Genomic DNA, 25,171 nt, shown 5'->3' on the forward strand with positions numbered 1-25,171 from the left:
CTGCACTCACCGTGCCTTGCCGACACGGCCAGAATAAACGAGTCATTATGGCACAAAAAATAGACTGAATATATATCCAGTACTCTCTGGCAGGTAAGTGGAAGGGGATTAAAACTGGAACCCCGCTCGAAAGTGGGAAACCGTCCGCAGGACGTGTTAGAATTGATCGATTAGACTGTATGAATTAACTCATCGGGAGACAGCAACATGGCCAGTCGTGGCGTTAACAAAGTGATTCTTGTCGGGAATCTGGGTCAGGATCCGGAAGTACGTTACATGCCAAATGGTGGCGCGGTTGCCAACATTACGCTGGCTACGTCGGAAAGCTGGCGCGACAAGCAGACCGGTGAAAATAAAGAGATTACTGAATGGCACCGTGTAGTGCTGTTCGGCAAACTGGCTGAAGTCGCGGGTGAATATCTGCGTAAAGGTTCACAGGTCTACATTGAAGGCCAGCTGCGTACCCGCAAATGGCAGGATCAGGGCGGCCAGGAACGTTACACCACCGAAGTCGTGGTTAACGTAGGCGGCACCATGCAGATGCTGGGTGGCCGTCAGCAGGGCGGTAATGCCGGTGCGCCAGCAGGTGGCGGCGCGCAGGGTGGTGGCAACAACAATGGCTGGGGTCAGCCGCAGCAGCCGCAGGGCAACAACAACCAGTTCAGTGGCGGCGCGCAGTCTCGTCCGCAGCAGCCACAGAGCGCACCGGCCAGCAACAACAACGAACCTCCAATGGATTTCGACGACGATATTCCGTTCTGATCCCGCTGGATGGACACTGCAAAAAAGCCCGCTTATGCGGGCTTTTTTATGCGCGCTATCTGGCGGCCAGCTACGACCATTCCGCCAGAATCGTCTCCGTGCTCAGCACGCGCGGCACATTGCCCGGTATCAGCAGTGAGGCCCACACCTCATTGTGCTGGTTAATGAGTGCTTCAGCGCTGACCCAGCGGCGATCGGCGGTGGTGTGTGCATCAGCAGCCACGATAATGGCATAGCCCGCACTGGCCCCGACTTTTATGGTGGTATCCAGGCAGTAATCAGTCGCACAACCGCACACCACAAATTCCGCCACCGCCAGCGTCTTCAACAGTGCGGCCAGCTCAGTCTGCCAGAAGCTGTCGCAGGCCGTTTTGGTCACGTAGTGTGCGCCAGCAGGCTGAACCAGTTCCGGCAGCAGATCAAACGCCTCATTCCCCTCGCACATCGCGCCTTCGCGATGCTGAATAAAGAGGGTGATATCGGCGCGCTCAGTCAGCCGGTTAATCTGCGCCACCCGTCCCGCCTGGTCGAAACGTGGTGAGCTGAAGACCCCATTCTGCATATCAATAACGACGACCACACGCTGTGCCATGCTTAACCCCATCCGTCTGAAAAAATCAGTGTTACCTGTGGCATTACGGATAGCAATCTTTTGCATTTCAGCCCCGGTCACAGGCATGCTAAACAGACTGGTCAAATAAGGAGAGAGAAGTGGACGGTGTTCCGGCAAGTTTCCCCTGTGAGAAAGATCGCGCCCGGTTCCGGCAACTCGCCGGGCTGCCCGGTGTGGAACTCTATCAGGCCCACATCTCCCGCTACGCCTTTGAACCCCATACCCACGAAGCCTTTGGCATCGGCACCATTGAAGCGGGCGCACAGCGTTTTCGCTATCGCGGCACCGAATATACTGCGCCAGAGAACTCGCTGGTCATGATGAACCCGGATGAGCTGCACACCGGTGAATCAGCATGCGAGGAGGGCTGGCGCTACCAGATGATTTATATTCAGCCGCAGCTGATGGATGAACTGACCGGCGACCGTGGCTGGTGGTTTAACGAGGCGCTGCTGACCGATCCGCGCGTGGCGCAGCCGCTTTCGCGCCTGCTTGCCGCACTCTGGCAAGCGGAGTCAGAACTGGCACGCCAGAGTCTGATTGCTGAGCTGCTGCTGCACATCCGGCCGCTGGCGCATATGTCCTCACAGGGCAGACCTGATGCACGGCATCGTTTTGATCAGGTAAAGGATTTTTTGCGCGCTAACCTCGCAGAACCGGTGCGGCTGGAGGAGCTGGCGGCGCTGGCTTCACTGTCTCCGTGGCACTTCTTGCGCGCTTTTCGCCAGCACTATCACGTGACGCCGCATCAGATGCTGATGGCTTTCCGGCTTTACGACGCCAAGCAAAGGCTGGCGCAGGGGGAAGCGGCCGCCAGCGTCGCGGCGGCAGTCGGGTTAACCGATCAGGCCCATCTCACCCGCGCCTTTGCAAACCGTTATGGCATCACGCCGGGCCGCTATCAAAAACAGGTGCGTCAGCCCTGACAGAACCGCAATCTGCTACAAGCCTTCCGCGCCCGAACCCGCCACACTGCACAAAAAAGCGATAGAGAAGGAAGAAATCATGTTTGCGGGTGTCATGTTTGCCGTCACCGCCGGGCTGATGTGGGGGCTGATCTTTGTCGGGCCGCTGCTGGTGCCCGACTATCCTGGCGCGTTGCAGTCAGCGGGACGTTATGTGGCGTTTGGGCTGATTGCGCTACCGCTGGCCTGGCACGGTCGTCGTCGCCTGCGTCAGCTGTCCCGGGCTGACTGGCTCGAAGCCGTGAAGCTCTCGCTGGTGGGGAATCTCTTCTACTATGCGTTTCTGGCAAACGCCATTCAGCGCACCGGCGCGCCGGTCTCCACCATGATTATCGGCACGCTGCCGGTGGTGATCGCCATTACGGCGAATCTCTGTTATGGCCATCTTGAAGGACGGCTGCCGTGGCGACGGCTGTTTCCGGCGCTGGTCATGATGGCCGCTGGATTACTCTGCGTGAACGCGGCAGAGCTTCAGAGCCAGGGCAGCACGCTGGATCTCAGCCGTTATCTGACCGGCATTGTGCTGGCAATGCTGGCCGTGGTCTGCTGGACCTGGTATCCGCTGCGCAATGCCCGCTGGCTGCGTACCCATCCCGAACTGCGGCCCTCGACCTGGGCCACCGCGCAGGGGCTGGTGACGCTGCCAATGGCGCTGATCATGTATGTGCTGGTCAGCGTGCAGCTCGCCTGGCAACAGCCTGATTTCTCACTGCCGTTTGGGCCGCGCCCTGGGGTGTTTATCGCCCTGATGCTGGCGATCGGTCTGCTCTGTTCCTGGCTGGGCACCTTATGCTGGAATGCTGCCAGCCAGCGTCTGCCCACCGTACTGATGGGGCCACTGATTGTTTTCGAGATACTCTTTGGCCTGTTGTGGACTTTTCTCTGGTATCAAAGCTGGCCGCCGACGCTTACGCTGGTGGGCATTGTTTGTCTGATGGCAGGCGTAATCCGGGCAATGCGCATCAAACCGCAACCGCTGGTTGTTGCGGTTAAAGAGTAAAACGTAAAACTCGCCAGAATACCTTTGCCGTGCGGACCCGATGTCGCGCGGCTTTTTAAGATTAAACCCTATCCCGATTTGCTCGCTCTCCGGCAGATTTATACCGCGAAATCGATTTCATGGTTCCGCGCCATCGTCCGGCATCCCCCGATAACTGCATTTATCCCACCACTGTCAGTAAAAAAACGGCTCTTTTTACCCCCCGGCGATTGCCTGTTTCCGCGCCGGCAGCCGTGTATCGTTCAGATATCGGTCATTAATCAGGAAAAATAGCGCAGCATTATGGACGTTACGCTTTTATCTGCCGCTTTTTATTGCGCTATGGACCTGAGAAAAGGTGATCAAAAACCACTATTAACTTCACTCAGTGATAAATGAGTAAGAAAACTCCGCCGCTGCGTTATTAATTAAAGATTAATCTCTGGCATCAATGATGCGCAATGAAGAGAGCAAAAAGATAGACCCATAACGTTAGTGATAAGGAGCAATAAACTATTTAACCCGGATTAATCCTGGAGTAAGTTAACCCATAAGCCCATCGCCGGGAATTAAAGCGAAACCGTAAAATTTGAGTTAGGTCCAGCATTAACTTAAAAAGAGTGCGATTCATTTCTGTTCGATCTTTAAGGCCGCTTAATGATATTGAGGTGATTTAGTTCCGACGATTAGCAGGGCTAAACTAAAGAAAGGGAGGGCCCAATCCCGCGTTAACGAGATTGGGAAGGGAAGATAAGGCGTAGAATGCGAGACTTTTGCTGTTGTGAATCAATTTTACCGCAAAAAAAGAAGCTTAGCCGTGAAGCCATTCATTAGTTATAAATGGAGCGGAAAAGGGTGCCGCAATTGTCCTGTTAAATGATCTTCATCTCTTCTGGTAAGAACAAATCTCAGCGTTAAGTCTAAAGAGCGCGGTAGCATTAGGGTTAGCGATTCTCCGTGCCTGACGGATAATGGTATACGCTGCGGCTGATATCTAATAAGCGGCAGCTGCGACGGGTGCCAATGTCGAAGGTGCTTTGCAGGAAATCCACCGCCTGACGTTTTTCATTGGTGGTAAAGAAGTGCTTCAGAACGCTCTGCAGCATCTCTTTGTCCGAGTTGAGCAACTGCAGTTCACGTGTGACATTCTGCAGTTTTTCTTCCAGCCCCTTGATTTTTCTGCCTTCTTCCGAAGACAACCCAGAAAACTTCTTCTTCCAGCTATAGAACGTGGCTTCAGAGATGCCTAGCTCTTCACAAATCTCTCTGACTTTCACGCCCGATTCAGAAGCTTTAATGGCATTTGTGATTTGATCTTCGCTGTATCGTGACTTTCTCATAAATGCTCTTACCTTTCTTATCGATTAATGGATGAGAATGACTTTAATAATTTCTGGCACTGTAAGATTTTATTAAGGCAGTATTAAAGTGCGCGAATTGAATTGCGAAGCCTAAATTAAGATATTTAGAAGAAATATCATCATGGGATAAATCTTATTTTATTCTTATCCGCAGGGCGTGCCTTCCTGGAGGGGGATTTTTGTTATAAATTCATCGCATCCAAAATACGAAAAAATTCAACGTACACTGGATATTTAGCCTCGCCGACTTGATTAATATGCCGGTATGGCTCTTTAAGGTTGTTTTATTTTCAGCCTGAAATCGTTTCCATTTGAAGTGATTCGCGCCATTTATAATAAGAATTATCCTGAATTCACTCACCGGATCATGATTTACATCTCAATTTTCGGACCAGCTTAGTCTGAAGTCTTACATTTTCGCCAGGCCCACTGCGCGCTTATTAATTCGTTACAGGGATGTTGTACCGAAGCGGTTGTAGTTGAGTAATACTAAGGAAGAGTCGATGAAATTGAGCGTAATGTCTAATGCCGCCTGGATGATGTCTGAGAAGATCATCTCCGTTTTTGGCGTCATTTTTGTGACGTCTTACGTGGCGAAATCCTTTGGTCCAACGGTGTTTGGCCAGATGGCGTTTTCAACCTCACTATTTGCGATGGTGCAAACCGTTGCGATCTTTGGCACCGAAACCATTTTGTTTAAGCGCGTGAGCAAAAATGCGTCAAAAGGCCTGCGCCTGATGACCATCGCCCGGACGCTGCGGATGGTGTTATTGCTGGTCACTTCGGTGCCAGTCTTAATTTGGGTCTGGTACAACATGCAGGAAAATTTCCTGGCGTTTGCACTGGCCTCATTTGTTGCCTCGGTTTTTGTCACCCAGGACACGTTCAGCGTTTATAACAACGCACGTCTTGCTTCGCGTCTTAACACCATCGCTAACGCTGTGGGGATGCTGCTGAGTTTCGGCATCAGCTTTACCGTCGCCTGGCTGCGTCTTAATCCGCTCTGGCTGACGCTGTCGATTGTTGCGGTGACGCTGGTGCCTTACCTGATCAAGCGTCACAACTTCTATCAGGACCATCAGGATCAGATGCCACCGCGCGAAAAGCGCACCGCTTACCTGCGTTATCTGATGTATGCCGGTCTGCCGCTGGCAATCTCCAGCATCTTTATCTCAGTACAGGTCAAAGCCGCGCAGATGTTTCTGGCAGGCACGGCTCCCGCGCGCGACCTCGGTCTGTTTGCGGCGGCGAATACCATTTCTGCCTCCTGGATTTTTATCCCGGTTGCGCTTATCACCTCCTGCTTCACTGAAATATTCAGGGAGCGCGGCGAGGTCGCCATTAAGCTGGCTGCCCGGCTCAATGGCTACGTTATGGCTGTTTCATTGCTGATGCTGCTCATCATTTCGCTGTACGGCGAGCAGATCATCATCGCGTTGTACGGTTCGGAATACACACAGTCAGGAAGTCTCATTACGTTGCTGTCGATAGCGACCAGCTTTTCGGCAATGGGGACCGTAGCGTATCGCTACATGGTCAAAGAGGGAGGATTTAACTACTTGCTGAGGAAAATCATCTGTCTGATGGTCATCAGTCTGCCGCTCTCCTGGTGGTTGATCCAGGGTCACGGCATCATGGGGGCCGCGTGGAGCGTTTTCCTTTCAGAACTTTTGTCCCTGACCGTAATGAATTACTTCTTTAAAAACGGCGTCATTCAAAAGATTCAGGTTTCCTCACTCAACTACAAAACATACAAATGAGGTCAGATATGCTCAAGTTGAAAGAAGAACTCAGAAGAAGTGTGCAGTACTTTATCAAGAAGATGCCCTGGGCTTATCAGGACCGCATCTACTACTTCCATAAGTTCAGAAAGCTGCCCAATCTGCGTCAGCCAAAAGTGTTCAACGAGAAGGTGTTGTACCGTAAGTTTATCTTCGGCGATTACCAGAACTATGGTCGTCTGTCAGATAAGTACTCGGTGCGCGAATTTATTGCTGAAAAAATCGGTAATGAATACCTGATCCCGCTGGTGCACGAAACCACTGACCCGACCACGCTGAACAGCCTGCCTTGCTGGAAAGGAACGGTGATCAAGCCGAACCACGCTTCCAACATGGTTGAGATTTTGCTGGAAGAGCCGGACGCTTTGCGCAAGCAGCAGATCATTCATGACTGTTATCGCTGGCTGAAAACCGACTTTGCCAACGAAGCGCGTGAAATCCACTATCGCTACATCAAGCCACGTATCCTGGTTGAGAAGTACATTGGTGATGGCAAAAGCGCGCCCATCGATTACAAGTTTCATATGTTCAACAAGCGTGATGGCAAGTTCGAATATGTGCTGCAGGTGATCTACAACCGCTGCCAGCCGCTGCTGTCAATGAATTTCTACGTGAACAACCTCAATGAGGCCTATCACAAGATTCGCGATACCGGTCTGGATGTTTCACCGATTATGCCATCACTGGAACATGCGCTCGAACTGAGCAAAAAGCTGGCCAGTGACTTCGACTACGTGCGTGTGGACTGGTACATCCATGACGAGCGGATCTACTTTGGCGAACTGACCTTCACCCCAGGTGCAGGACTGGTTACCGGATTAGATCGGGGTTTAAATCAGATGATGGGAGATATGTGGATTCAGGACCGCCGCGGAACGCAGAGCCCGGGCGTTACAGTGCAGGATGTTAATATCCCTGCCATGTTGAAGAAAATTTAAGTTCACACAGCAATATAAAAAACCCCGCTTAGCGGGGTTTTTTATGCGCAAAAATCAGGGCATCGGCCAGTCAGCAGGCGCCTGGCTCATCGCATCAATAAAGGCGTGCTTTGAGATTTCCACGAAGTTATGCACGTTTTCCATACTCAGGGTAATGCCCATCAGACCGGTCACAAACCAGCAGGTCATGCCTAAACCAATCCCGCCACACATAAAGGCCATCACGTGACGGCTATCCTGACGAAGTTTGGTTTTCAGGGTGCTGGCAAAAAACATCATGACTGCGCTCAGCAGTTCCCAACGCATAACAAGTAGACTGGCGGTTAACGTAGCCATCGGCTGGACCTCAATATCAGTAAGTATTCCTGACAATCTGCGGACATCACCGGCGGCGGAAAAGTGTGTCAGGTAGGACTTTTTCGCCGTCAACCCAGGTTCAAAGTGTGACTTGGGTCACATTATATCACCCGATTTTAAATTTTGAACAAAATTTGACTCTGGTATGGTACTGAAGTGAGTAAAACGTGAGCAGCAGAAGAAGAACAGCGGGGAAATCAGGCAGATGCGCCCGGTGCGGGCGCAGCGGAGAATTAACGGACCGGGCAGCACTCGCCGGTGGTGCGCTGGGTAAAGCTATTCATCGGATCGTTACAGCCAAAACTCAGCAGGCGAGGGCGCTGAATCGCCTGGCGGCGCATGGTGTGGCGGTAAGCGGTAGGCGTCTGTGAAAACTGACGACGAAACACCCGTGAGAAGGTCTGCTGTGAGTCATAGCCATATTGCATCGCAATATCAAACACCGGACGCTGGGTCTGCGATAGCGCTTCCGCTGCCAGTGTCAGACGGCGCTCACGAATATAGCCACCCAGCGTCTGTTTCGTTACAGAACGGAACATACGCTGCAGGTGCCATTTCGAATAGCCCGATTTTGCCGCAACCTCATCAATCGACAGGCTCTTATCGAGGTTCTGGTCAATCCAGTCCGTCAGGGAATGAATGATCTCTTCTTGCATCATGGCCTCATCCTTCTGGTGCTTAATAAGCGGTAATGGGAGTTTAGGGGTTTTGATGGAGAAGGAGTATAATTCCTCAAGTTAACTTGAGGTAAAGGGTCTGATGAAAAAAGAACGCAACTATCCAAAACCGGTCTTAACCCCCGGTGAAGTGGCGCGCCGCAGCGGTGTGGCGGTCTCGGCATTGCACTTTTATGAAACCAAAGGACTCATCTTCAGCACCCGTAACAGCGGTAATCAGCGGCGATACAGCCGTGATGTGCTGCGACGCGTCGCGATTATTAAGATTGCGCAGCGCATCGGCATCCCGCTGGCGACGGTCAGCGACAGTCTCGATCATATTCCGGCCAACAAGCGCATGTCGGCGACGGAATGGGATGCGCTGACACAGCACTGGCGCGAAGAGCTGGATAAGCGCATTGAAACCCTGACCCGCCTGCGTAATGACCTGGATGGCTGTATCGGCTGCGGCTGCCTGTCGATGCGCGACTGTCCGCTGCGCAATCCCGGCGACCGGCTGGGTCAGCAGGGCTCGGGTGCGGTACTGCTTGACCCGGAACAGGACGATAAACATCCGGCTGTGGAGTGACGTCTATACTAGGGAAAGGTTAAAACACAGGGAATCATGATGATCACCGTTCACCATCTTGAGAAATCGCGCTCACATCGGGTGCTGTGGCTGCTGGAAGAGCTGGAAGTGCCTTACCAGATTAAACGCTATCAACGCGAACCGACCATGCTGGCCCCGGAGGCGCTGAAAAAAGTGCATCCACTGGGCAAATCGCCGGTCATTACTGACGGGAACCGGGTGGTGGCAGAATCGGGTGCCATTCTCGAATACCTTGAAGAGAAATATGATCATGAGTTCCGGCTGAAAGTCAGTGATGAAGCGTCACGGCTGCAGTGTCGCTACTGGCTGCACTATGCCGAAGGTTCACTGATGCCGCTGCTGGTGATGAAGCTAATCTTTGGTCAGATGGGAAAAGCGCCGGTGCCGTGGCTGCTGCGTCCGGTCGGCGCGGCATTCGGCAAAGGGGTGCAGAAGGCTTTCCTGGATAAACAGCTCAGGCCGCATAGTCAGATGATTGAACAGCATCTGGCGACTCACGCCTGGTTTGCCGGTGAGCGTTTCACGATAGCGGATGTTCAGATGAGCTTTCCGTTACTGGCGCTGGCGCAACGGGCCGGGGTCGATCAGATGCCCGCCACCCAAAAATGGCTGCAGACGGTGCAGCAGCGTGCTGCCTGGCAACGCGCAATCGCGCAGGGCGGTGAGCTTTCGCTGCCTGGCTGATCGCCTGCTCTCCATCGGCGCGTCGAATCACAGTGCGGCTGCGCCGGTGCATCTCACGGAAAATCGCCTTTACGTCATGGCGTCAGCATTCAGACTGACGTCGGCTGGCGCTTTGCGCCTGATCTTTATGCGGAAGAATCTCCCTCTTACAGTTGAAAACGTGCCGCTAAAGGCCGGATAATCGCATGCCTTTTTATCGGGCCGCTTTTGACGGCTTACTCTCTGCGGCAAGGTAAACGTTTGCCTGGCGGTTTCATCCCGACAGCGTTGCCGTTTAGCCGCTTTTTCCAGGGACAGCGAGGGTCGCCGTGCGATCCACACAACAAAAATTCTTGAGGCTCAACTATGTCAACTGAATCACGCCCGGCCAGTGGAAAACTGGACGCCTGGTTCTCGATCTCGGCGCGCGGCAGCAGCGTGCGTCAGGAAATTCTGGCCGGACTCACTACCTTCCTGGCGATGGTCTACTCCGTTATCGTCGTCCCGGGGATGCTGGGCAAAGCCGGTTTCTCTCCTTCCGCCGTGTTTGTCGCCACCTGTCTGGTCGCCAGCTTTGGTTCCATCCTTATGGGGCTGTGGGCTAACCTGCCGATGGCGATTGGCTGCGCAATCTCCTTAACTGCCTTTACCGCTTTCAGTCTGGTGCTGGGTCAGCATATCAGCGTGCCGGTAGCGCTGGGCGCGGTGTTCCTGATGGGCCTGCTGTTTACCCTGATCTCAGTGACCGGTATTCGTGCCTGGATCCTGCGTAATCTGCCGATGGGCGTGGCGCACGGCACCGGCGTCGGGATTGGCCTGTTTCTCCTGCTGATAGCCGCTGATGGCGTGGGCCTGGTCGTTAAAAACCCGGCCCCGGGCCTGCCGGTGGCGCTGGGTCACTTCACCACTTTTCCGGTGATGATGACGCTGCTGGGGCTGGCCGCGATTATCGGACTGGAGAAACGTCGGGTGCCAGGCGGCATCCTGCTGACGATTATCGCCATTTCGCTGCTGGGCCTGATCTTTGACCCGGCGGTGAGCTATCAGGGACTGTTTGCGCTGCCAAGCCTGCGTGACGCCAGCGGTGAGTCGCTGCTGTTAAGTCTCGACATTGTGGGCGCGATGCAGCCGGTGGTGCTGCCAAGCGTACTGGCGCTGGTGATGACGGCGGTTTTTGACGCCACCGGCACCATCCGCGCCGTGGCGGGTCAGGCCAGTCTGCTGGATAAACAGGGCCAGATCATCAATGGTGGTCGTGCGCTGACCAGCGACTCCGTCAGCAGCCTGTTTGCGGGTCTGGTGGGCGCGTCACCGGCGGCGGTCTATATCGAATCGGCGGCAGGTACGGCGGCGGGGGGGAAAACCGGGCTTACCGCGATTGTGGTTGGCCTGCTGTTCCTTGCCATCCTGTTTATGTCACCGCTGGCCTATCTGGTTCCGGCTTACGCGACTGCGCCTGCACTGATGTATGTCGGCCTGCTGATGCTCAGTAACGTGGCGAAAGTGGACTTTAATGATTTCGTCGATGCGATGTCTGGCCTGCTAACGGCAGTGATTATCGTGCTCACCTGTAACATCGTGACCGGCATCATGATCGGTTTCGCCAGCCTGGTGGTGGGGCGTCTCTTCGCGGGTGAATGGCGTAAGCTTAATCCCGGCACGGTGATTATTGCGATTGCGCTGGTGGCATTTTACGCCGGAGGCTGGGCGATCTGACTGTTCATCCGGGCGTGCGACTGCGCGTCCGGAATTTTTGACTTTTTTCCCGCCCGGCGCACGCGTAGCTGACAATCTTCACCGCAGTTTGTTTTACACTTTAGCGCTTCACCAATGTTTGAAAGAAAGGACGCCTAAGGAAAACATGGAAATCTTTTTTACTATTCTCATCATGACGCTGGTCGTGTCGCTCTCTGGCGTCGCGGCCCGCATTCTCCCTTTTCAGATCCCGTTGCCGCTGGTTCAGATCGCCGTAGGTGCGATGCTGGCCTGGCCAACATTTGGTCTGCATGTCGACTTTGATCCGGAGCTGTTTCTGGTGCTGTTCATTCCGCCACTGCTGTTCGCAGATGGCTGGAAAACGCCAATCAGTGAGTTCCTGCATCATGGTCGTGAGATCATTGGCTTAGCGCTGGCCCTGGTGCTGATTACCGTGATCGGCATCGGTTATCTGATCTACTGGCTGGTGCCGGGTATTCCGCTGATCCCCGCCTTTGCGCTGGCGGCGGTGCTGTCGCCTACCGATGCCGTGGCGCTCTCCGGCATTGTCGGGGAAGGCCGCATTCCCAAGAAGATTATGTCGATCGTGCAGGGTGAAGCCCTGATGAATGATGCATCGGGCCTGGTATCGCTGAAGTTTGCCGTCGCTGTCGCCATGGGCACTATGGTGTTTACCTGGGGCGGTGCCAGCGTTGAATTCCTGAAGGTTGCGATTGGCGGCCTGATTGCCGGTGTGGCGATCTGCTGGCTTTACGGTAAATCCCTGCGTCTGCTCAGCCGCTGGAGCGGTGACGATCCGGCGACCCAGACCGTGCTGCTGCTGCTGCTGCCATTCGCCTCTTACCTGATTGCTGAACATCTGGGTGTCTCAGGCATCCTGGCGGCTGTTGCGGCCGGGATGACCATCACCCGTTCCGGCATTATTCGTCAGGCACCGCTGGCGATGCGCCTGCGTGCAAACAGCGTCTGGCAGATGCTGGAGTTCGTGTTCAATGGCATGGTTTTCCTGATGCTGGGCCTGCAGTTGCCGGACATTCTGCAGACCTCTATCGACCAGGCACAGGCCGATCCTAACGTGGAACTCTGGATGCTGTTTGCTGATATCGGGCTGGTCTATGCCGCGCTGATGATCGTGCGTTTTGGCTGGCTGTGGGTTATGCAGCGTTTCAGCAAACGCCTGCTGAAGAAGAAGCCGCTGGAGTTCTCAAATTACTCACTGCGTGAGCTGCTGATCGCCTCCTTTGCCGGTGTACGCGGCGCGATTACTCTGGCCGGTGTGCTCTCTATTCCGCTGTTTCTGACCAACGGCGAGCCTTTCCCGGCGCGTTATGAGCTGGTGTTTATCGCCACAGGGGTGATTCTGTTCTCGCTGCTGGTCGGGGTCATCATCCTGCCAATTCTGCTGCGCGGGATTGATAGCATCGACAAAGGCGCACACCGCCGTGAGCTGCAGAATGCCCGTGCGGTCATGGCCGGTGCAGCGATTGACAGCCTGCACAAGATGGAAGAGCGGCTGGAGAATGAGTCGGAAGAGAACATCGACCCGGAACTGCTCAAAGAGGTCAGTCTGCGGGTGATTGGCAACCTGCGTCGCCGCGCCGAAGGTAAGAATGACCTTGAACATGCGTTGTTTGCTGAGAACCTTGAGCGTCGCTTCCGCCTGACCGGACTGCGTGCCGAGCGTGCGGAGGTGTATCATCTGCGCGCGACCCAGCAGATTTCCAATGAGACGATGCAGAAGTTACTGCACGACCTGGATCTGCTGGAAGCGCTGCTGATCGAAAAAGAAGAGTAAGCCTGAAACTGGCACGCCTGTGCGTTTATGCAGGGGTGCCAGCTTTTCACACCGACAGGCGCGGTGGTTCATCCGGCCAGTGCTCGCGACAACAGGCTATCCACGCCTGCGCACTGCGCGACAGATAACTCCCTTCCCGCCAGATCAATCCCAGGCTCCATTTCAGCTCCGACTCCAGCGGCAGCCATAGCAGTGACTGCTTATCCAGCCGCTGACAGATCGGCTCCGGCAGAATCGCCAGCCCCATTTCCGCCTGTACCATCGCCGCCAGGAAATCCCACTGACCGCTACGCACCGCCACCGCTGGCGTCAGGTTGAGGCGCCCAAACGCCTGCATCAGCTGACGGTTCAGCGAAAATTCCTCATTAAAAATCAGCAGCGGATGCTCTGCCAGTTCGGCCAGCCCAATCTGCTGGCGGCTGAGCCATTCCGCCCGACGCGGCAGCAGGACGCAGAGCGGATGATGCATCAGGGGCAGGGTGTTCAGCGGCAGTTCGGCGTCGACCGGCAGCGCGGTCAGGGCGATATCCAGACTCCCCGCCAGCACCGCCTGCTGTACGGTAAGACCGCCAAACTCTGAGATTTTCAGCTTCACGCCGGGATAGCGACGGCGAAACGCGGAAATCGATCCCGCTATCTGCATACCGACCATCGGCGGGATGCCAAGCCGCAGCTCGCCGGTTTTAAGCTGGTTGATGTCACCAATCTCTGCCTCCAGCTGATGAAACTCCTGCAGGATTGCCAGGCCGCGCTGATAAACCGCCTGGCCGCTGTCGGTGAGGTGCAGACGACGGCCATCACGCAGGATCAGCGTACAGCCCAGCTCCTCTTCCAGCTGACGCAGCATTTTGCTGATGGTCGGCTGCGTCACGAACAGCTTTTGCGCCGCACGGGTAAAGCTCTGCTGGCGAACCACTTCAGTAAAGTAACGCAGGGCGCGGACATCCATAACTATTCCTTTAAGGCATGATTGCGATAATTTTAATTCATTTTTTTCACCTTATGCTGGCGATTTATACTGATGACATTCATTTTATCGGGGAGACAAGGTGATGGCGCTTGCGCTCACGTTACGTACCAGCCGCGCAGTGCAGTGGCTCAGCCTGCCGTTACAGCTGGGGTTATACATCGGTCTGTTTGTCGCCTGCGACCGGCTGGTGAGCTGGCTGCACCTGCCGCTGCCCGCCAACATTGTCGGCATGCTGCTGTTGCTGGCGTTAATCGTGACGCGGATTGTGCCGCTGAACTGGGTAAAAGCCGGGTCACGCTGGCTGCTGGCCGAAATGCTGCTGTTCTTTATTCCGGCGGTGGTGGCGGTGGTGAATTATGGCGATCTGCTGCGGGTTGATGGCTGGCGCATCTGTGTGGTGATTGGCGTCAGTACGCTGCTGGTACTGGCCTCTACTGCCTGGGTGGTGGATCGGCTTTATCAGTATGAAGTCGCGCGTGCGGCGCGTAAGCAGAACCCCCATGCGTGATTTTCTGCTCAGCCTGCTGTGTGTGGCGGTGACGCTGCTCGTTTATGCGCTGAATAAACGGCTTTACCGTCGCTGGCGGACGCTGCTGCTGATGCCGCTGGTGATGACGCCGCTGGTGCTGGTGGCGCTGCTGCTGCTGACGCATATCAGCTGGCAGGATTACATCGCAGAAAACCACTGGCTGCTCTGGCTGCTGGGACCGGCAACGCTGGCGTTTGCGGTACCGGTCTATGAGAACGTGGCGATCATCAGGCGCCACTGGCTGTCCCTGAGCGCGGGCGTCCTGACCGCCACGCTGGTCGCCGTCTGCAGTTCCGTCTGGCTGGCGCGGCTGTTAACCCTGCCGGAGTCGATCCAGCGCAGCCTGGCCGTGCGCTCCATTACCACACCGTTTGCGCTGGCCGCTGCCGGGCCGATTGGCGGTCAGCCCGATCTGGTGGCGCTGTTTGTGGTCATCACCGGCGTGTTTGGCATGGCGGTGGGTGACGTCCTGTTTCTGCGTATCGCCATTAAGCAGGGGGTGGCGAAAGGGGCCGGATTGGGTGCCGCGTCACACGGTGCCGGAACGGCTCGCGCTTATCAGCTTGGGCAGCAGGAGGGGGTCGTTGCCAGCCTCGTGATGATGCTCTCGGGCGTGGTAACGGTCGTGCTGGCCCCGCTGATTGGACATCTGATGTGGACAATATAGTCTACACTGCGTTGCGCAGGCGACAGCGGCATCCTGAACGCGACACGTATTTTTACGTAAAGTTTCCCGGATTTTGTTGTCTCTCCGTTTCAGGCTGTTAACCTTGCGGCCGAATTAATTGTCCTTTCATGGAGTGGAATCATGTTTAAGCAACTCGTTACCGGGAGCGCCCTCGGGCTGGTTTTACTGAGCGGTGCCGCTCAGGCAATTGAAGGCAGTGTTGATGTCGGCGAACACAACACCAACCTGAATCTGGGTCTGGGTACCACCTCACCCGGTCTGTTTCTGAAAGGTAACTGGCTGCGTAGCGACCACGACGGCAGCACCTACGGTGCCGGTCTGGGCTACAACGTTGACTTCGGGCCGCTGCGTCTGGCGCCGACCGCAAAAGCGATCTTCACCCATCCTGAAGATGGAAAAGATGGATTTGCGGTGGCGCTGGGTGGTGCAGCACACTACAGCCTGAACAGCATGTGGGGCCTCTATGGTGAATATTATTATGCGCCAGAGTCCTTCACCGATCAGCTGGACAGCTATCAGGAAGCCGCTGGCGGCCTGAGCTTCACTCCGGTTTCACTGCTTAACCTGCGTGTGGGTTATCAGTACATCGAGCTGAACAACAAAGATGGACGCAAAGATAACGTGCTGGTTGATGGCCCGTACGTGGGTGCATCGCTGCGCTTCTGATTCGTTTGCGCGAAAGAAAAGGGCGACTACCGGGGTAGTCGCCCTTTTTTTATCTGCCCGGTTTGAATGTTAAACGGCGATCAGTGTGCTTTACCCTGTTCAATACCGGTGCCGGTCTGCGAGCGAATAAACTGCGCACGGAAACGGGAACGCTCCTCTGCTCCCTGCGGTGAATGGTCGGTAATAGAGAAGAGCCAGATGCCTACAAAGGCCACCACCATTGAGAACAGCGCCGGATATTCATACGGGAAAATCGGCGTGGCGTTGCCCAGCACCTGTACCCACACGGTCGGGCCGAGGATCATCAGGATGACCGCGGTCAGCAGACCCAGCCAGCCGCCCACCATCGCGCCACGCGTGGTGAGTTTTGACCAGTACATCGACAGCAGGATGATCGGGAAGTTACAGCTGGCCGCAATCGAGAAAGCCAGTCCGACCATAAAGGCGATGTTCTGCTTCTCAAACAGAATACCCAGCGCAATCGCCACCACGCCCAGCGCCAGCACGGTGATTTTAGAGACACGCAGCTCATCTTTTTCGCTCGCCTGGCCTTTACGGTACACGCTGGCATAGAGGTCATGAGATACCGCCGACGCGCCCGCCAGCGTTAAGCCCGCGACGACCGCCAGAATCGTGGCAAAGGCAACCGCAGAGATAAAGCCCAGGAAGGTGCTGCCGCCGACCGCATTAGCCAGATGCACCGCCGCCATATTCGTGCCGCCAATCAGCGCGCCGCTGGCATCTTTAAAGGCCGGGTTAGCGCCCACCAGCAGGATGGCACCGAAACCGATAATAAAGGTCAGGAAGTAGAAATAACCCATAAAGCCGGTGGCCCAGAAGACGCTTTTACGCGCCTCTTTGGCATCCGCGACGGTGAAGAAACGCATCAGAATATGCGGTAATCCGGCTGTACCAAACATCAGTCCCAGCCCCAGCGACAGGGCCGAAATCGGGTCTTTAACCAGCCCGCCGGGCTGCATAATCGCGATGCCTTTTGGATGGACCGCCATCGCCTCGGTGAACAGCGTGTTAAAGCTGAAGTTGGCCGCTTTCATGACCATCACCGCCATAAATGAGGCACCAAACAGCAGCAGCACCGCTTTGATGATCTGTACCCAGGTGGTCGCCAGCATGCCGCCAAACAGCACATACATCACCATCAGGATGCCGACCAGAATGACCGCGACATGGTAGTTCAGGCCGAACAGCAGCTGGATGAGTTTACCGGCACCGACCATCTGCGCGATCAGGTAGAGCGCCACCACCACCAGCGAACCGCAGGCTGACAGCGTGCGGATCGGCATCTGTTTCAGACGATAGGAGGCGACATCGGCAAAGGTGTAACGGCCCAGGTTACGCAGCCGCTCGGCAATCAAAAACAGGATCATCGGCCAGCCGACCAGAAAGCCGAGTGAGTAGATCAGTCCGTCATAACCGGACGTGTAAACCAGTGCCGAAATGCCCAGGAACGAAGCGGCTGACATAAAGTCACCCGCCATCGCCAGGCCATTCTGGAAGCCGGTGATATTGCCGCCTGCGGTGTAGTAGTCGCTACGCGAACGGGTGCGCTTTGACGCCCACCAGGTAATTCCCAGCGTGGCACCGACGAAAATCGTAAACATGATGATCGCCTGATAGTTCGTTGCCTGGCGCTGCACCGCACCGGTAATCGCATCGGCGGCCAGCGCTGAAAATGGCAACATCAGGGCCAGCAGCCATAAGGTGAGACGGGTCATGATTTCACCTCGCTGAGGATCGCTTTCGTTAAACGGTCAAACTCACCGTTGGCGCGCCAGACATAGACGCCGGTCAGCACAAAGGACATCACAATCAGCCCGACACCAATCGGGATACCGCGGGTGACGTTGGTACCGGCATGCAGCGGCGCGCCGAGCCAGCCAGGTGCAAACGCAATCAGCAGGATAAAGCCGACATAGAGCACCAGCATGATCAGCGACAGCAGCGTCGCGAACGTCTGGCGTTTACGGACTAACTCATGAAAACGGGGATTACGTTCAATCTGTTGATTGATTGCATCCTGATTCGAAAGGGTGTCATTCATCACATTTTCTCCAGAGGGCTTGCAGGCGAGAACCTCACGACAGGGCGCGGATTCAGCTGGTTATAATAGTTGTGACTACCGAAACAGACTGCGTAGGGCGGGGGTGGCGGGAAGCGATCTTCCCGCCGGACAGCGTGCGTTTAAGGCATTTTGATCGACTGTTTCTCCTCAAGGAGTTTTTCGACGACGCCAGGATCGGCGAGCGTGGAGGTATCACCCAGATTGCTGGTGTCGCCGGTGGCAATTTTGCGCAGAATACGCCGCATGATTTTGCCGGAGCGGGTTTTTGGCAGTGAGTCCGTCCAGTGCAGCACGTCAGGCGTGGCGATTGGGCCGATCTCTTTGCGCACCCACTGACGCACTTCGGCGTAGAGCTCCGGTGACGGCTCTTCACCATGATTCAGCGTGATATAGGCATAAATCGCCTGGCCTTTAATGCTGTGCGGAATGCCCACCACCGCGGCTTCGGCAATTTTCGGGTGCGACACCAGTGCCGACTCAATTTCGGCGGTGCCAAGCCGGTGACCGGAGACGTTAAGCACGTCATCGACGCGGCCGGTGATCCAGTAGTAGCCATCCTCATCGCGACGGGCACCGTCACCACTGAAGTAGGCATTTTTAAAGGTGGAGAAGTAGGTCTGCTCGAACCGGTCATGATCGCCATAGAGGGTGCGCGCCTGTCCGGGCCACGACTCGGTGATCACCAGATTACCTTCACAGGCACCTTCCTGCGGCTGCCCTTCGTTATCCACCAGCGCCGGTTGCACGCCAAAGAACGGTCGTGTGGCGGAACCGGCTTTCAGCTCGGTCGCACCTGGCAACGGCGTGATCATGAAACCGCCCGTTTCGGTCTGCCACCAGGTATCCACTATCGGGCAGCGGCTGTTACCGATTTTTTTGTAGTACCACTCCCAGGCTTCCGGGTTTATCGGCTCACCGACCGATCCCATAATGCGCAGGCTGCTGCGATCGCTGCTTTCAATCGCCTTATCACCTTCTGCCATCAGCGCACGGATCGCGGTGGGTGCGGTATAAAGCAGCGTCACTTTATGTTTATCAACCACCTCTCCCATGCGGCCTGGCGTTGGCCAGTTTGGCACCCCTTCAAACATCAGCGTAGTGGCACCACAGGCCAGCGGGCCATAAACCAGATAGCTGTGGCCTGTTACCCAGCCAACATCGGCGGTGCACCAGTAGATATCATCCTGATGGTAATCAAAGACGAACTTAAAGGTGGTAGCGGCATAAACCAGGTAACCGCCGGTGGTGTGCAGCACGCCTTTGGGTTTGCCGGTGGAGCCGGAGGTATAAAGGATAAACAGCGGGTCTTCCGCGCCAACCTCTGCTGCTGAGTGGTTGGTGCTCGCATTCAGCATCAGGTCATGCCACCAGCGATCGCGGCCTTCAACCCAGCCCACATCTTTACCGGTGCGCCGGAACACCACCACATTTTTCACGCTGGTGACATTTGGATTTTTTAACGCGTCATCGACATTTTTCTTCAGCGGAATGCTGCGACCGGCACGGATCCCCTCGTCGGCGGTGATCACCAGCGACGCGCTGGAATCGACGATGCGGCCCGCGACCGCTTCGGGTGAGAAGCCGCCAAAAATCACGGAGTGGACGGCACCGATTCGCGCACAGGCCAGCATCGCCACGGCCGCTTCCGGCACCATCGGCATATAGATTGCCACCACGTCGCCTTTCTTCACCTCAAGCAGCTCAAGCACGTTGGCGAAGCGACAGACTTCAGCATGCAACTGGCGGAAGGTCAGGGTTTTACTTTCGCTGGCGTCGTCGCCTTCCCAGATAATTGCCGGGTGATCGCCGCGCGTGGCTAAGTGACGGTCAAGGCAGTTTGCCGCCAGATTGAGCGTGCCATCTTCGTACCAGCGAATGTTAATGTTGCCTGGCGCAAACGAGCAATTTTTCACCTTGCTATAAGGCTTAATCCAGTCAAGGATTTTGCCCTGTTCGCCCCAGAAACTGTCTGGATCGTCGACAGATTGCTGATACATCGCCTGATACTGTTCAGCAGTGATCAGGGTGTTTGCTGCAATATTCTCAGGAACGGGATGTTTGTGTATTTGGCTCATGGCGGATCTCCTTGAAGATGTTAATGATATGTCAATCAATGGTTAATTAAAGCCTGCGTCAGCGCTTTGTTTCTTTTTTGCGCCACAGATCACGGGATAGCCATCTTCGGGATAAGCGTAAAGCGGTTCTGATATTTCCGGTTCACTCACGGGCGTTGATAAGGCAGTAAGCAGGGGTGTGATTCGGGGGCGAGCTGGATAAAAAGCAAGCAAACGCGTCGGCCGCGTTTTTAACCAGTGCTGCATAGCTATTCGGAAATTCATCTAAGTATTACTTTTCATAACAGCAGGTTAGGGATTTTTAACGCTGGCAGCACTTTATGCTACTTAGATGGCTAAATTTTAATCGGATCCGCCAGGGGTTGCATTTACCACAGTGAAAATGGTACTTATCTCGCCCCTGTTCTGCAGGTATCAACTCAGACCGCGTCTGAAAATGGGTATGGGAATCATCAGATTTTCATACGAGGCGCTGTTTCTAAACACCCTCTAATTTACCGGGCTTTTTGCTCACTCCCTGTGTGTATTGTCTTCTGCACCTTCGCAGTAGAGAGAAACGGGTTTTGACTGAGGAAATTACGCGTTATGAAAGGTTTTAAAATCAGCCTGGCCTGGCAGATTCTGACAGCCCTGGTGCTTGGCATCGTCGTGGGTGCTGTGTTGCATAATCAGCCAGACAATCGTGAATGGTTAGTCACCAACATTCTCAGCCCGGCAGGCGATATCTTTATTCATCTTATCAAGATGATTGTGGTACCGATTGTGATTTCATCCCTGATTGTCGGCATCGCTGGCGTGGGTGATGCAAAGAAGCTGGGACGCATCGGCGTCAAAACGATTCTCTACTTTGAAGTGATCACCACCATTGCCATTGTGGTCGGTATTACGCTGGCCAACGTATTTCAACCCGGCACCGGCATCGATATGTCAACGCTGGCAACGGTGGACATCTCTAAATATGAAGCGACAACGGCAGAGGTTCAGGGCGGTCCGCACAGCCTGGTGACCACTATTCTGTCGCTGATCCCGCAGAATATTTTCGCCTCTATGGTGAAAGGCGACATGCTGCCGATTATCTTTTTCTCGGTGCTGTTTGGCTTAGGCCTGTCGTCACTGCCGTCGCAACAGCGCGATCCGCTGGTGAACCTGTTCCGTGGCATTTCTGAAGCGATGTTCAAAGTCACGCACATGATCATGCGCTATGCGCCGGTGGGTGTGTTTGCGCTGATTGCGGTGACGATTGCTAACTTCGGTTTTGCTTCGCTGTGGCCGCTGGCTAAGCTGGTCCTGCTGGTGTACGTCGCCATCCTGTTCTTCGCCTTTGTGGTGCTGGGCGGGGTAGCGCGCTTCTGTAAGCTGCGGATCACCACGCTGATGCGTATCCTGAAAGATGAGCTGATTCTCTCTTACTCCACGTCCAGCTCGGAAACCGTGTTACCGCGCATCATGGAGAAGATGGAAGCCTACGGTGCGCCAAAAGCGATCACCAGCTTCGTGGTGCCGACCGGTTATTCATTTAATCTGGATGGCTCCACGCTGTATCAGAGTATCGCGGCGATCTTTATTGCACAGCTGTATGGTATTGACCTGTCGCTGACCGACGAGATTGTGCTGGTACTGACGCTGATGGTGACCTCAAAAGGTATTGCTGGCGTGCCTGGCGTCTCCTTCGTGGTGCTGCTGGCAACACTGGGCAGCGTCGGCATCCCGCTGGAAGGGCTGGCGTTTATCGCCGGTGTTGACCGCATCATGGATATGGCGCGTACCGCGCTGAACGTGGTGGGTAACGCGCTGGCGGTGCTGGTTATTGCCCGCTGGGAAAACCAGTTCGACGCTGAACAGGCGAAAGCCTATGAGCTGCAGCTGCGGACGCAGACGGCAAGCTGAGAAAGGCGCTAACGTAAAAAGGGCTCAACGACAGTTGGGCCCTTTTTGTTTGTGCGGCGGACGCTTTACTCCGCTACTGCGGGTATCTGCCATCACAACCACGTTGAGTGCAGACTGTAAGAAGAACAAAAAGCAGGAAAGGGCATCTTACTTCAGCAGGCTTTTTTTAACATTTATGTCCGGCTAAAACTTCTTTTCAAACAGCAGTCATACAGCCGGAGAGAAGAAAATATTCACCTGAAGAGTAAAGCGTCCCACGCCAGGGACGGCGTGGGCCGAGCGTCACGGATGACGAATGCGTCTTTACGATCAGGTGAACCTTTTCTGACTGGCCCCGATGACAAAGCCATCAAGCGCCAAATGCTACCTGTCACTTATTCAGCCCACTCCCCCGTAACATGATTTACCCCACATCCATTAAAAAAAGATCTCACCCCATGAATTAATCATTCGTTATGATAGTTTGTAATTTGAATAATTTATTCCTTACCGGAGCCCGTCATGAAACTCGACCTCAGCCAGATGATCACCGAAGGCCGCAACCCGGCCAGCCAGAACATTGATGAACTCTCCACCGACGCGATGCTGCGGGTCATTAATGATGAAGATAAAAAGGTGGCACTGGCGGTTGAGGCCATCGTGCCGCAAATCGCCGCCGCCGTTGACGCCATCTGCGCCGCCTTCCAGGCGGGGGGACGACTGATTTATTGCGGCGCAGGCACCTCCGGGCGGCTGGGCATCCTGGATGCCAGCGAATGCCCACCCACCTTTGGCACACCCCGCGAGCAGGTCATCGGCCTGATTGCCGGTGGCCATACCGCTATTTTACAGGCAGTAGAAAACGCCGAAGACAACCGGGAGCAGGGCGCACAGGATCTGAAAGACATTCACTTCAGCCGCCACGATGTGCTGGTGGGCATCGCCGCCAGCGGTCGCACACCTTACGTCCTGGGCGCGCTGGCTTACGCTAACGAGCTTGGCGCAACCACCGTGTCGCTCACCTGTAATCCGGGCAGCGCCATGTCGCAGGTTGCCGCCATCGCGCTCACGCCGGTGGTCGGCCCGGAAGTGGTCACCGGCTCCTCACGCATGAAAGCGGGCACGGCACAAAAACTGGTGCTCAACATGCTCACCACCGGCGCGATGATCCGCAGCGGAAAAGTGTACGGCAACCTGATGGTCGATGTGGAAGCCACCAATCAGAAACTGGTGCAGCGCCAGATCAACATCGTCATGCAGGCGACTGACTGTGATGACGCCACCGCCAGCACCGCGCTCACCGCCTGTGGGGGACACTGTAAAACCGCCATCCTGATGGTGCTGGCTGATCTGGGCGCGGATGAGGCGAAAGCCTTGCTCAGTCAGCATCAGGGCTTTATCCGTCAGGCCCTGAAGGCCGCAGGAGCACGCTAATGGCAAACATCACCGAGGCACTGTTGCGCGACATCCTGCAGGCAGTCGGTGGCGCGCAAAATATCGCGGCCTGCGGCCACTGCATGACGCGTCTTCGCCTGACGCTGAACCAGCCGGAGCAGGCCGATCTGGCCCGGTTAAAAAGCCTGCCGGGCGTGCTGGGCATGATTAACAGCGACGCGCAGTTACAGATTGTTCTGGGGCCTGGCAAAGCACAAACCGCCGCCGGGGGGATGCAGCGCCTGCTGGCGCAGGGGGAAACCGGGCTGGCACCTCAGGGCGAAACCGCGGAACTCAGCCAGCTTGCGGCGCAGCAAAAACAGCAGTTAAAGGCCAGACAGACCCATGGCGTGCATCGGTTTCTGACGCGCTTCGCCACCATCTTCACCCCGCTGATTCCGGGCTTTATCGGCGCAGGACTGCTGCTGGGATTTGCCACGCTGATCGAACAGAGCCTCCACCTCAATGTACCCGGTGACCATGCGCCCTGGCTGCTGCACACCGTGGCGTACATGAAGGTCTTCGGCAAGGGGCTGTTCACCTTTCTCAGCATCCTGATAGGTTACAACGCGCAGAAAGCCTTTGGCGGCAGCGGCGTCAACGGCGCTATCATCGCCTCACTGTTTGTGCTCGGCTATGTGCCCACGGCTACCACCGGCTACTACAGCGGCATGGAGAGCTTTTTCGGCCTGACCATCGATCCGCGAGGCAACATTATTGGCGTGCTGATGGCGGCGATCATCGGCGCGTGGATTGAGAAACAGCTGCGCAAAATCATTCCCGATAACCTCGATATGATCCTCACGTCGCTGTTTACACTGGTCATCACCGGCGCGGTCACCTACCTGCTCATCATGCCGCTGGGCGGCGAACTGTTTAAGGGCATGTCATGGCTGTTTATCCATCTCAATAACAATCCCTTTGGCTGTGCGCTGCTGGCCGGGCTGTTCCTGATCGCCGTGATGTTCGGCATCCATCAGGGCTTTATTCCGGTCTACTTTGCGCTGATGGAAACGCAGGGGTTTAACTCGCTGTTTCCGATTCTGGCAATGGCGGGCGCCGGTCAGGTCGGCGCATCACTGGCGCTGTGGTGCAAAGCAGAAAAAGGCGCGCTGTTGCGGGCGCAGATCAAAGGGGCCATTGTGCCTGGCCTGCTTGGCGTCGGAGAACCGTTAATCTACGGCGTTACGCTGCCGCGCCTCAAACCCTTTATCACCGCCTGCGGTGGTGGGGCGCTGGGCGGTTTCTTTATCGGGCTGGTGGCGTGGCTGGGGCTGCCGGTCGGGATGAACACGGTATTCGGACCTTCCGGTCTTGTGACGCTGCCGCTGATGACCTCCAGTCAGGGGATCTTCGCCGGTATGGCGGTTTACCTGGCCGGGCTGATGGTCGCCTGGACCGGTGGATTCCTGCTGACCTGGTGGTTCGGCACCCGAAACGTCGACCTCAGCTGACTGGCTGCCGGAATCCTCAAATCCGGCTAACGGATGAATAATGACCCGAAAATGTGAAAGCCGCCGCAAAGCGGCTTTTTTCGCGGCAGAAATTTAACTGAAACGTTAAAGAGAGTACGGACGCATGCCGAAAACATAAAAAAAGGTAATCGTTATTTCTCAGCCCACTGTTTTCACGCTGGCACGCAGACTGCCGCGTGCAGGACGTCG

General features: G+C 55.5%; 23 protein-coding genes. 15 read left to right on the top strand and 8 right to left on the bottom strand.

The window, feature by feature from the left end; translation table 11 throughout:
- The first annotated feature begins 207 nt into the window (after positions 1–207).
- Positions 208–762 (top strand): single-stranded DNA-binding protein SSB1, encoded by a 555-nt coding sequence (gene ssb1, locus N5J69_RS10640; RefSeq protein ID WP_279770191.1) that lies wholly within the window; start codon positions 208–210, stop codon positions 760–762.
- Positions 763–832: 70 nt separating this feature from the next.
- Here ssb1 and N5J69_RS10645 read toward each other — a convergent pair whose 3' ends face one another.
- The gene (locus tag N5J69_RS10645) at positions 833–1,354 is read right to left on the bottom strand and encodes an isochorismatase family protein (protein WP_279770656.1); all 522 of its coding nucleotides are present in this window, start codon (positions 1,352–1,354) and stop codon (positions 833–835) included.
- A gap of 119 nt (positions 1,355–1,473) precedes the next feature.
- Here N5J69_RS10645 and N5J69_RS10650 point away from each other — a divergent pair, with 119 nt between their 5' ends.
- Both N5J69_RS10650 and N5J69_RS10655 read left to right on the top strand, forming a co-directional pair.
- A complete protein-coding gene (locus N5J69_RS10650; protein ID WP_279770193.1) occupies positions 1,474–2,301 on the top strand; it encodes an AraC family transcriptional regulator in 828 nt (275 codons plus the stop codon).
- A 79-nt stretch (positions 2,302–2,380) separates the two neighbouring features.
- Positions 2,381–3,340 carry a DMT family transporter gene (locus N5J69_RS10655; RefSeq protein ID WP_279770194.1) on the top strand — a complete coding sequence of 320 codons (960 nt, stop codon included), beginning with the start codon at positions 2,381–2,383 and terminating at the stop codon, positions 3,338–3,340.
- Positions 3,341–4,263: 923 nt separating this feature from the next.
- Here N5J69_RS10655 and N5J69_RS10660 read toward each other — a convergent pair.
- Entirely contained in the window at positions 4,264–4,659 is a 396-nt protein-coding gene (locus N5J69_RS10660) for a transposase (protein ID WP_279770196.1), read from the bottom strand.
- A 524-nt stretch (positions 4,660–5,183) separates the two neighbouring features.
- On the opposite strand from N5J69_RS10660, the gene N5J69_RS10665 reads away from it, so the two are divergent.
- Both N5J69_RS10665 and N5J69_RS10670 read left to right on the top strand, forming a co-directional pair.
- Positions 5,184–6,440 (top strand): oligosaccharide flippase family protein, encoded by a 1,257-nt coding sequence (locus N5J69_RS10665; protein ID WP_279770198.1) that lies wholly within the window; start codon positions 5,184–5,186, stop codon positions 6,438–6,440.
- A gap of 8 nt (positions 6,441–6,448) precedes the next feature.
- Positions 6,449–7,399 carry an ATP-grasp fold amidoligase family protein gene (locus N5J69_RS10670; protein ID WP_031591771.1) on the top strand — a complete coding sequence of 317 codons (951 nt, stop codon included), beginning with the start codon at positions 6,449–6,451 and terminating at the stop codon, positions 7,397–7,399.
- Between the two features lie 54 nt (positions 7,400–7,453).
- Here N5J69_RS10670 and N5J69_RS10675 read toward each other — a convergent pair whose 3' ends face one another.
- Positions 7,454–7,735, bottom strand: coding sequence for a YjcB family protein (locus N5J69_RS10675; protein ID WP_279770200.1), 282 nt, complete (start codon positions 7,733–7,735; stop codon positions 7,454–7,456).
- A gap of 254 nt (positions 7,736–7,989) precedes the next feature.
- Positions 7,990–8,415, bottom strand: a complete 426-nt coding sequence (gene soxS / locus N5J69_RS10680; protein WP_279770201.1) for a superoxide response transcriptional regulator SoxS — start codon at positions 8,413–8,415, stop codon at positions 7,990–7,992.
- 100 nt (positions 8,416–8,515) lie between these two features.
- Here soxS and soxR point away from each other — a divergent pair, with 100 nt between their 5' ends.
- The 4 genes from soxR (at position 8,516) to N5J69_RS10700 (ending at position 13,196) form a co-directional block, all read left to right on the top strand.
- Positions 8,516–9,001, top strand: coding sequence for a redox-sensitive transcriptional activator SoxR (gene soxR / locus N5J69_RS10685; protein ID WP_279770202.1), 486 nt, complete (start codon positions 8,516–8,518; stop codon positions 8,999–9,001).
- A gap of 39 nt (positions 9,002–9,040) precedes the next feature.
- Positions 9,041–9,706 (top strand): glutathione S-transferase, encoded by a 666-nt coding sequence (locus tag N5J69_RS10690; protein ID WP_279770657.1) that lies wholly within the window; start codon positions 9,041–9,043, stop codon positions 9,704–9,706.
- Positions 9,707–10,051: 345 nt separating this feature from the next.
- Complete coding sequence (locus N5J69_RS10695) at positions 10,052–11,401, top strand: NCS2 family permease (RefSeq protein ID WP_279770203.1); 1,350 nt, start codon at positions 10,052–10,054, stop codon at positions 11,399–11,401.
- Between the two features lie 145 nt (positions 11,402–11,546).
- Positions 11,547–13,196: a Na+/H+ antiporter gene (locus N5J69_RS10700; protein WP_279770204.1), complete on the top strand. Its 1,650-nt coding sequence runs from the start codon at positions 11,547–11,549 to the stop codon at positions 13,194–13,196.
- Positions 13,197–13,242: 46 nt separating this feature from the next.
- Here N5J69_RS10700 and N5J69_RS10705 read toward each other — a convergent pair whose 3' ends face one another.
- Positions 13,243–14,145 (bottom strand): LysR family transcriptional regulator, encoded by a 903-nt coding sequence (locus tag N5J69_RS10705; RefSeq protein ID WP_279770205.1) that lies wholly within the window; start codon positions 14,143–14,145, stop codon positions 13,243–13,245.
- Between the two features lie 103 nt (positions 14,146–14,248).
- On the opposite strand from N5J69_RS10705, the gene N5J69_RS10710 reads away from it, so the two are divergent.
- The 3 genes from N5J69_RS10710 (at position 14,249) to N5J69_RS10720 (ending at position 16,049) form a co-directional block, all read left to right on the top strand.
- A complete protein-coding gene (locus N5J69_RS10710) occupies positions 14,249–14,674 on the top strand; it encodes a CidA/LrgA family protein (protein WP_279770207.1) in 426 nt (141 codons plus the stop codon).
- Entirely contained in the window at positions 14,667–15,362 is a 696-nt protein-coding gene (locus N5J69_RS10715) for an LrgB family protein (RefSeq protein ID WP_279770208.1), read from the top strand. Before N5J69_RS10710 ends, N5J69_RS10715 begins: the two co-directional genes overlap by 8 nt.
- 141 nt (positions 15,363–15,503) lie before the next feature.
- Positions 15,504–16,049 carry a YfaZ family outer membrane protein gene (locus N5J69_RS10720; RefSeq protein WP_279770210.1) on the top strand — a complete coding sequence of 182 codons (546 nt, stop codon included), beginning with the start codon at positions 15,504–15,506 and terminating at the stop codon, positions 16,047–16,049.
- Positions 16,050–16,129: 80 nt separating this feature from the next.
- On the opposite strand, the gene N5J69_RS10725 is transcribed toward N5J69_RS10720, so the two are convergent.
- The 3 genes from N5J69_RS10725 to acs all read right to left on the bottom strand — a co-directional run bounded on the left by N5J69_RS10725 (position 16,130) and on the right by acs (position 20,207).
- Positions 16,130–17,785: a cation acetate symporter gene (locus N5J69_RS10725; RefSeq protein WP_279770211.1), complete on the bottom strand. Its 1,656-nt coding sequence runs from the start codon at positions 17,783–17,785 to the stop codon at positions 16,130–16,132.
- Positions 17,782–18,111, bottom strand: coding sequence for a DUF485 domain-containing protein (locus N5J69_RS10730; protein ID WP_279770212.1), 330 nt, complete (start codon positions 18,109–18,111; stop codon positions 17,782–17,784). Before N5J69_RS10730 ends, N5J69_RS10725 begins: the two co-directional genes overlap by 4 nt.
- A gap of 140 nt (positions 18,112–18,251) precedes the next feature.
- A complete protein-coding gene (gene acs / locus N5J69_RS10735) occupies positions 18,252–20,207 on the bottom strand; it encodes an acetate--CoA ligase (protein ID WP_279770213.1) in 1,956 nt (651 codons plus the stop codon).
- Between the two features lie 585 nt (positions 20,208–20,792).
- On the opposite strand from acs, the gene gltP reads away from it, so the two are divergent.
- The 3 genes from gltP (at position 20,793) to murP (ending at position 24,961) form a co-directional block, all read left to right on the top strand.
- Positions 20,793–22,094 carry a glutamate/aspartate:proton symporter GltP gene (gene gltP / locus N5J69_RS10740; RefSeq protein ID WP_279770215.1) on the top strand — a complete coding sequence of 434 codons (1,302 nt, stop codon included), beginning with the start codon at positions 20,793–20,795 and terminating at the stop codon, positions 22,092–22,094.
- A gap of 501 nt (positions 22,095–22,595) precedes the next feature.
- Positions 22,596–23,507, top strand: a complete 912-nt coding sequence (gene murQ, locus N5J69_RS10745; RefSeq protein WP_279770217.1) for an N-acetylmuramic acid 6-phosphate etherase — start codon at positions 22,596–22,598, stop codon at positions 23,505–23,507.
- The gene (murP, locus tag N5J69_RS10750; RefSeq protein WP_279770219.1) at positions 23,507–24,961 is read left to right on the top strand and encodes a PTS N-acetylmuramic acid transporter subunit IIBC; all 1,455 of its coding nucleotides are present in this window, start codon (positions 23,507–23,509) and stop codon (positions 24,959–24,961) included. Before murQ ends, murP begins: the two co-directional genes overlap by 1 nt.
- Positions 24,962–25,171 lie beyond the last annotated feature (210 nt).

Origin of the sequence: Pantoea sp. GD03673, from assembly GCF_029844725.1 — a bacterium.
Lineage (GTDB): Bacteria > Pseudomonadota > Gammaproteobacteria > Enterobacterales > Enterobacteriaceae > Pantoea.

Excerpts from the sequence above, each read along its gene's own strand:
- ssb1 (WP_279770191.1), top strand. The coding sequence starts at position 208 with ATGGCCAGTCGTGGCGTTAACAAAGTGATTCTTGTCGGGAATCTGGGT.
- N5J69_RS10645 (WP_279770656.1), bottom strand. The coding sequence starts at position 1,354 with ATGGCACAGCGTGTGGTCGTCGTTATTGATATGCAGAATGGGGTCTTC.
- N5J69_RS10655 (WP_279770194.1), top strand. The coding sequence starts at position 2,381 with ATGTTTGCGGGTGTCATGTTTGCCGTCACCGCCGGGCTGATGTGGGGG.
- N5J69_RS10660 (WP_279770196.1), bottom strand. The coding sequence starts at position 4,659 with ATGAGAAAGTCACGATACAGCGAAGATCAAATCACAAATGCCATTAAA.
- N5J69_RS10665 (WP_279770198.1), top strand. The coding sequence starts at position 5,184 with ATGAAATTGAGCGTAATGTCTAATGCCGCCTGGATGATGTCTGAGAAG.
- N5J69_RS10670 (WP_031591771.1), top strand. The coding sequence starts at position 6,449 with ATGCTCAAGTTGAAAGAAGAACTCAGAAGAAGTGTGCAGTACTTTATC.
- N5J69_RS10675 (WP_279770200.1), bottom strand. The coding sequence starts at position 7,735 with ATGGCTACGTTAACCGCCAGTCTACTTGTTATGCGTTGGGAACTGCTG.
- soxS (WP_279770201.1), bottom strand. The coding sequence starts at position 8,415 with ATGATGCAAGAAGAGATCATTCATTCCCTGACGGACTGGATTGACCAG.
- soxR (WP_279770202.1), top strand. The coding sequence starts at position 8,516 with ATGAAAAAAGAACGCAACTATCCAAAACCGGTCTTAACCCCCGGTGAA.
- N5J69_RS10690 (WP_279770657.1), top strand. The coding sequence starts at position 9,041 with ATGATCACCGTTCACCATCTTGAGAAATCGCGCTCACATCGGGTGCTG.
- N5J69_RS10695 (WP_279770203.1), top strand. The coding sequence starts at position 10,052 with ATGTCAACTGAATCACGCCCGGCCAGTGGAAAACTGGACGCCTGGTTC.
- N5J69_RS10700 (WP_279770204.1), top strand. The coding sequence starts at position 11,547 with ATGGAAATCTTTTTTACTATTCTCATCATGACGCTGGTCGTGTCGCTC.
- N5J69_RS10705 (WP_279770205.1), bottom strand. The coding sequence starts at position 14,145 with ATGGATGTCCGCGCCCTGCGTTACTTTACTGAAGTGGTTCGCCAGCAG.
- N5J69_RS10710 (WP_279770207.1), top strand. The coding sequence starts at position 14,249 with ATGGCGCTTGCGCTCACGTTACGTACCAGCCGCGCAGTGCAGTGGCTC.
- N5J69_RS10715 (WP_279770208.1), top strand. The coding sequence starts at position 14,667 with ATGCGTGATTTTCTGCTCAGCCTGCTGTGTGTGGCGGTGACGCTGCTC.
- N5J69_RS10720 (WP_279770210.1), top strand. The coding sequence starts at position 15,504 with ATGTTTAAGCAACTCGTTACCGGGAGCGCCCTCGGGCTGGTTTTACTG.
- N5J69_RS10725 (WP_279770211.1), bottom strand. The coding sequence starts at position 17,785 with ATGACCCGTCTCACCTTATGGCTGCTGGCCCTGATGTTGCCATTTTCA.
- N5J69_RS10730 (WP_279770212.1), bottom strand. The coding sequence starts at position 18,111 with ATGAATGACACCCTTTCGAATCAGGATGCAATCAATCAACAGATTGAA.
- acs (WP_279770213.1), bottom strand. The coding sequence starts at position 20,207 with ATGAGCCAAATACACAAACATCCCGTTCCTGAGAATATTGCAGCAAAC.
- gltP (WP_279770215.1), top strand. The coding sequence starts at position 20,793 with ATGAAAGGTTTTAAAATCAGCCTGGCCTGGCAGATTCTGACAGCCCTG.
- murQ (WP_279770217.1), top strand. The coding sequence starts at position 22,596 with ATGAAACTCGACCTCAGCCAGATGATCACCGAAGGCCGCAACCCGGCC.
- murP (WP_279770219.1), top strand. The coding sequence starts at position 23,507 with ATGGCAAACATCACCGAGGCACTGTTGCGCGACATCCTGCAGGCAGTC.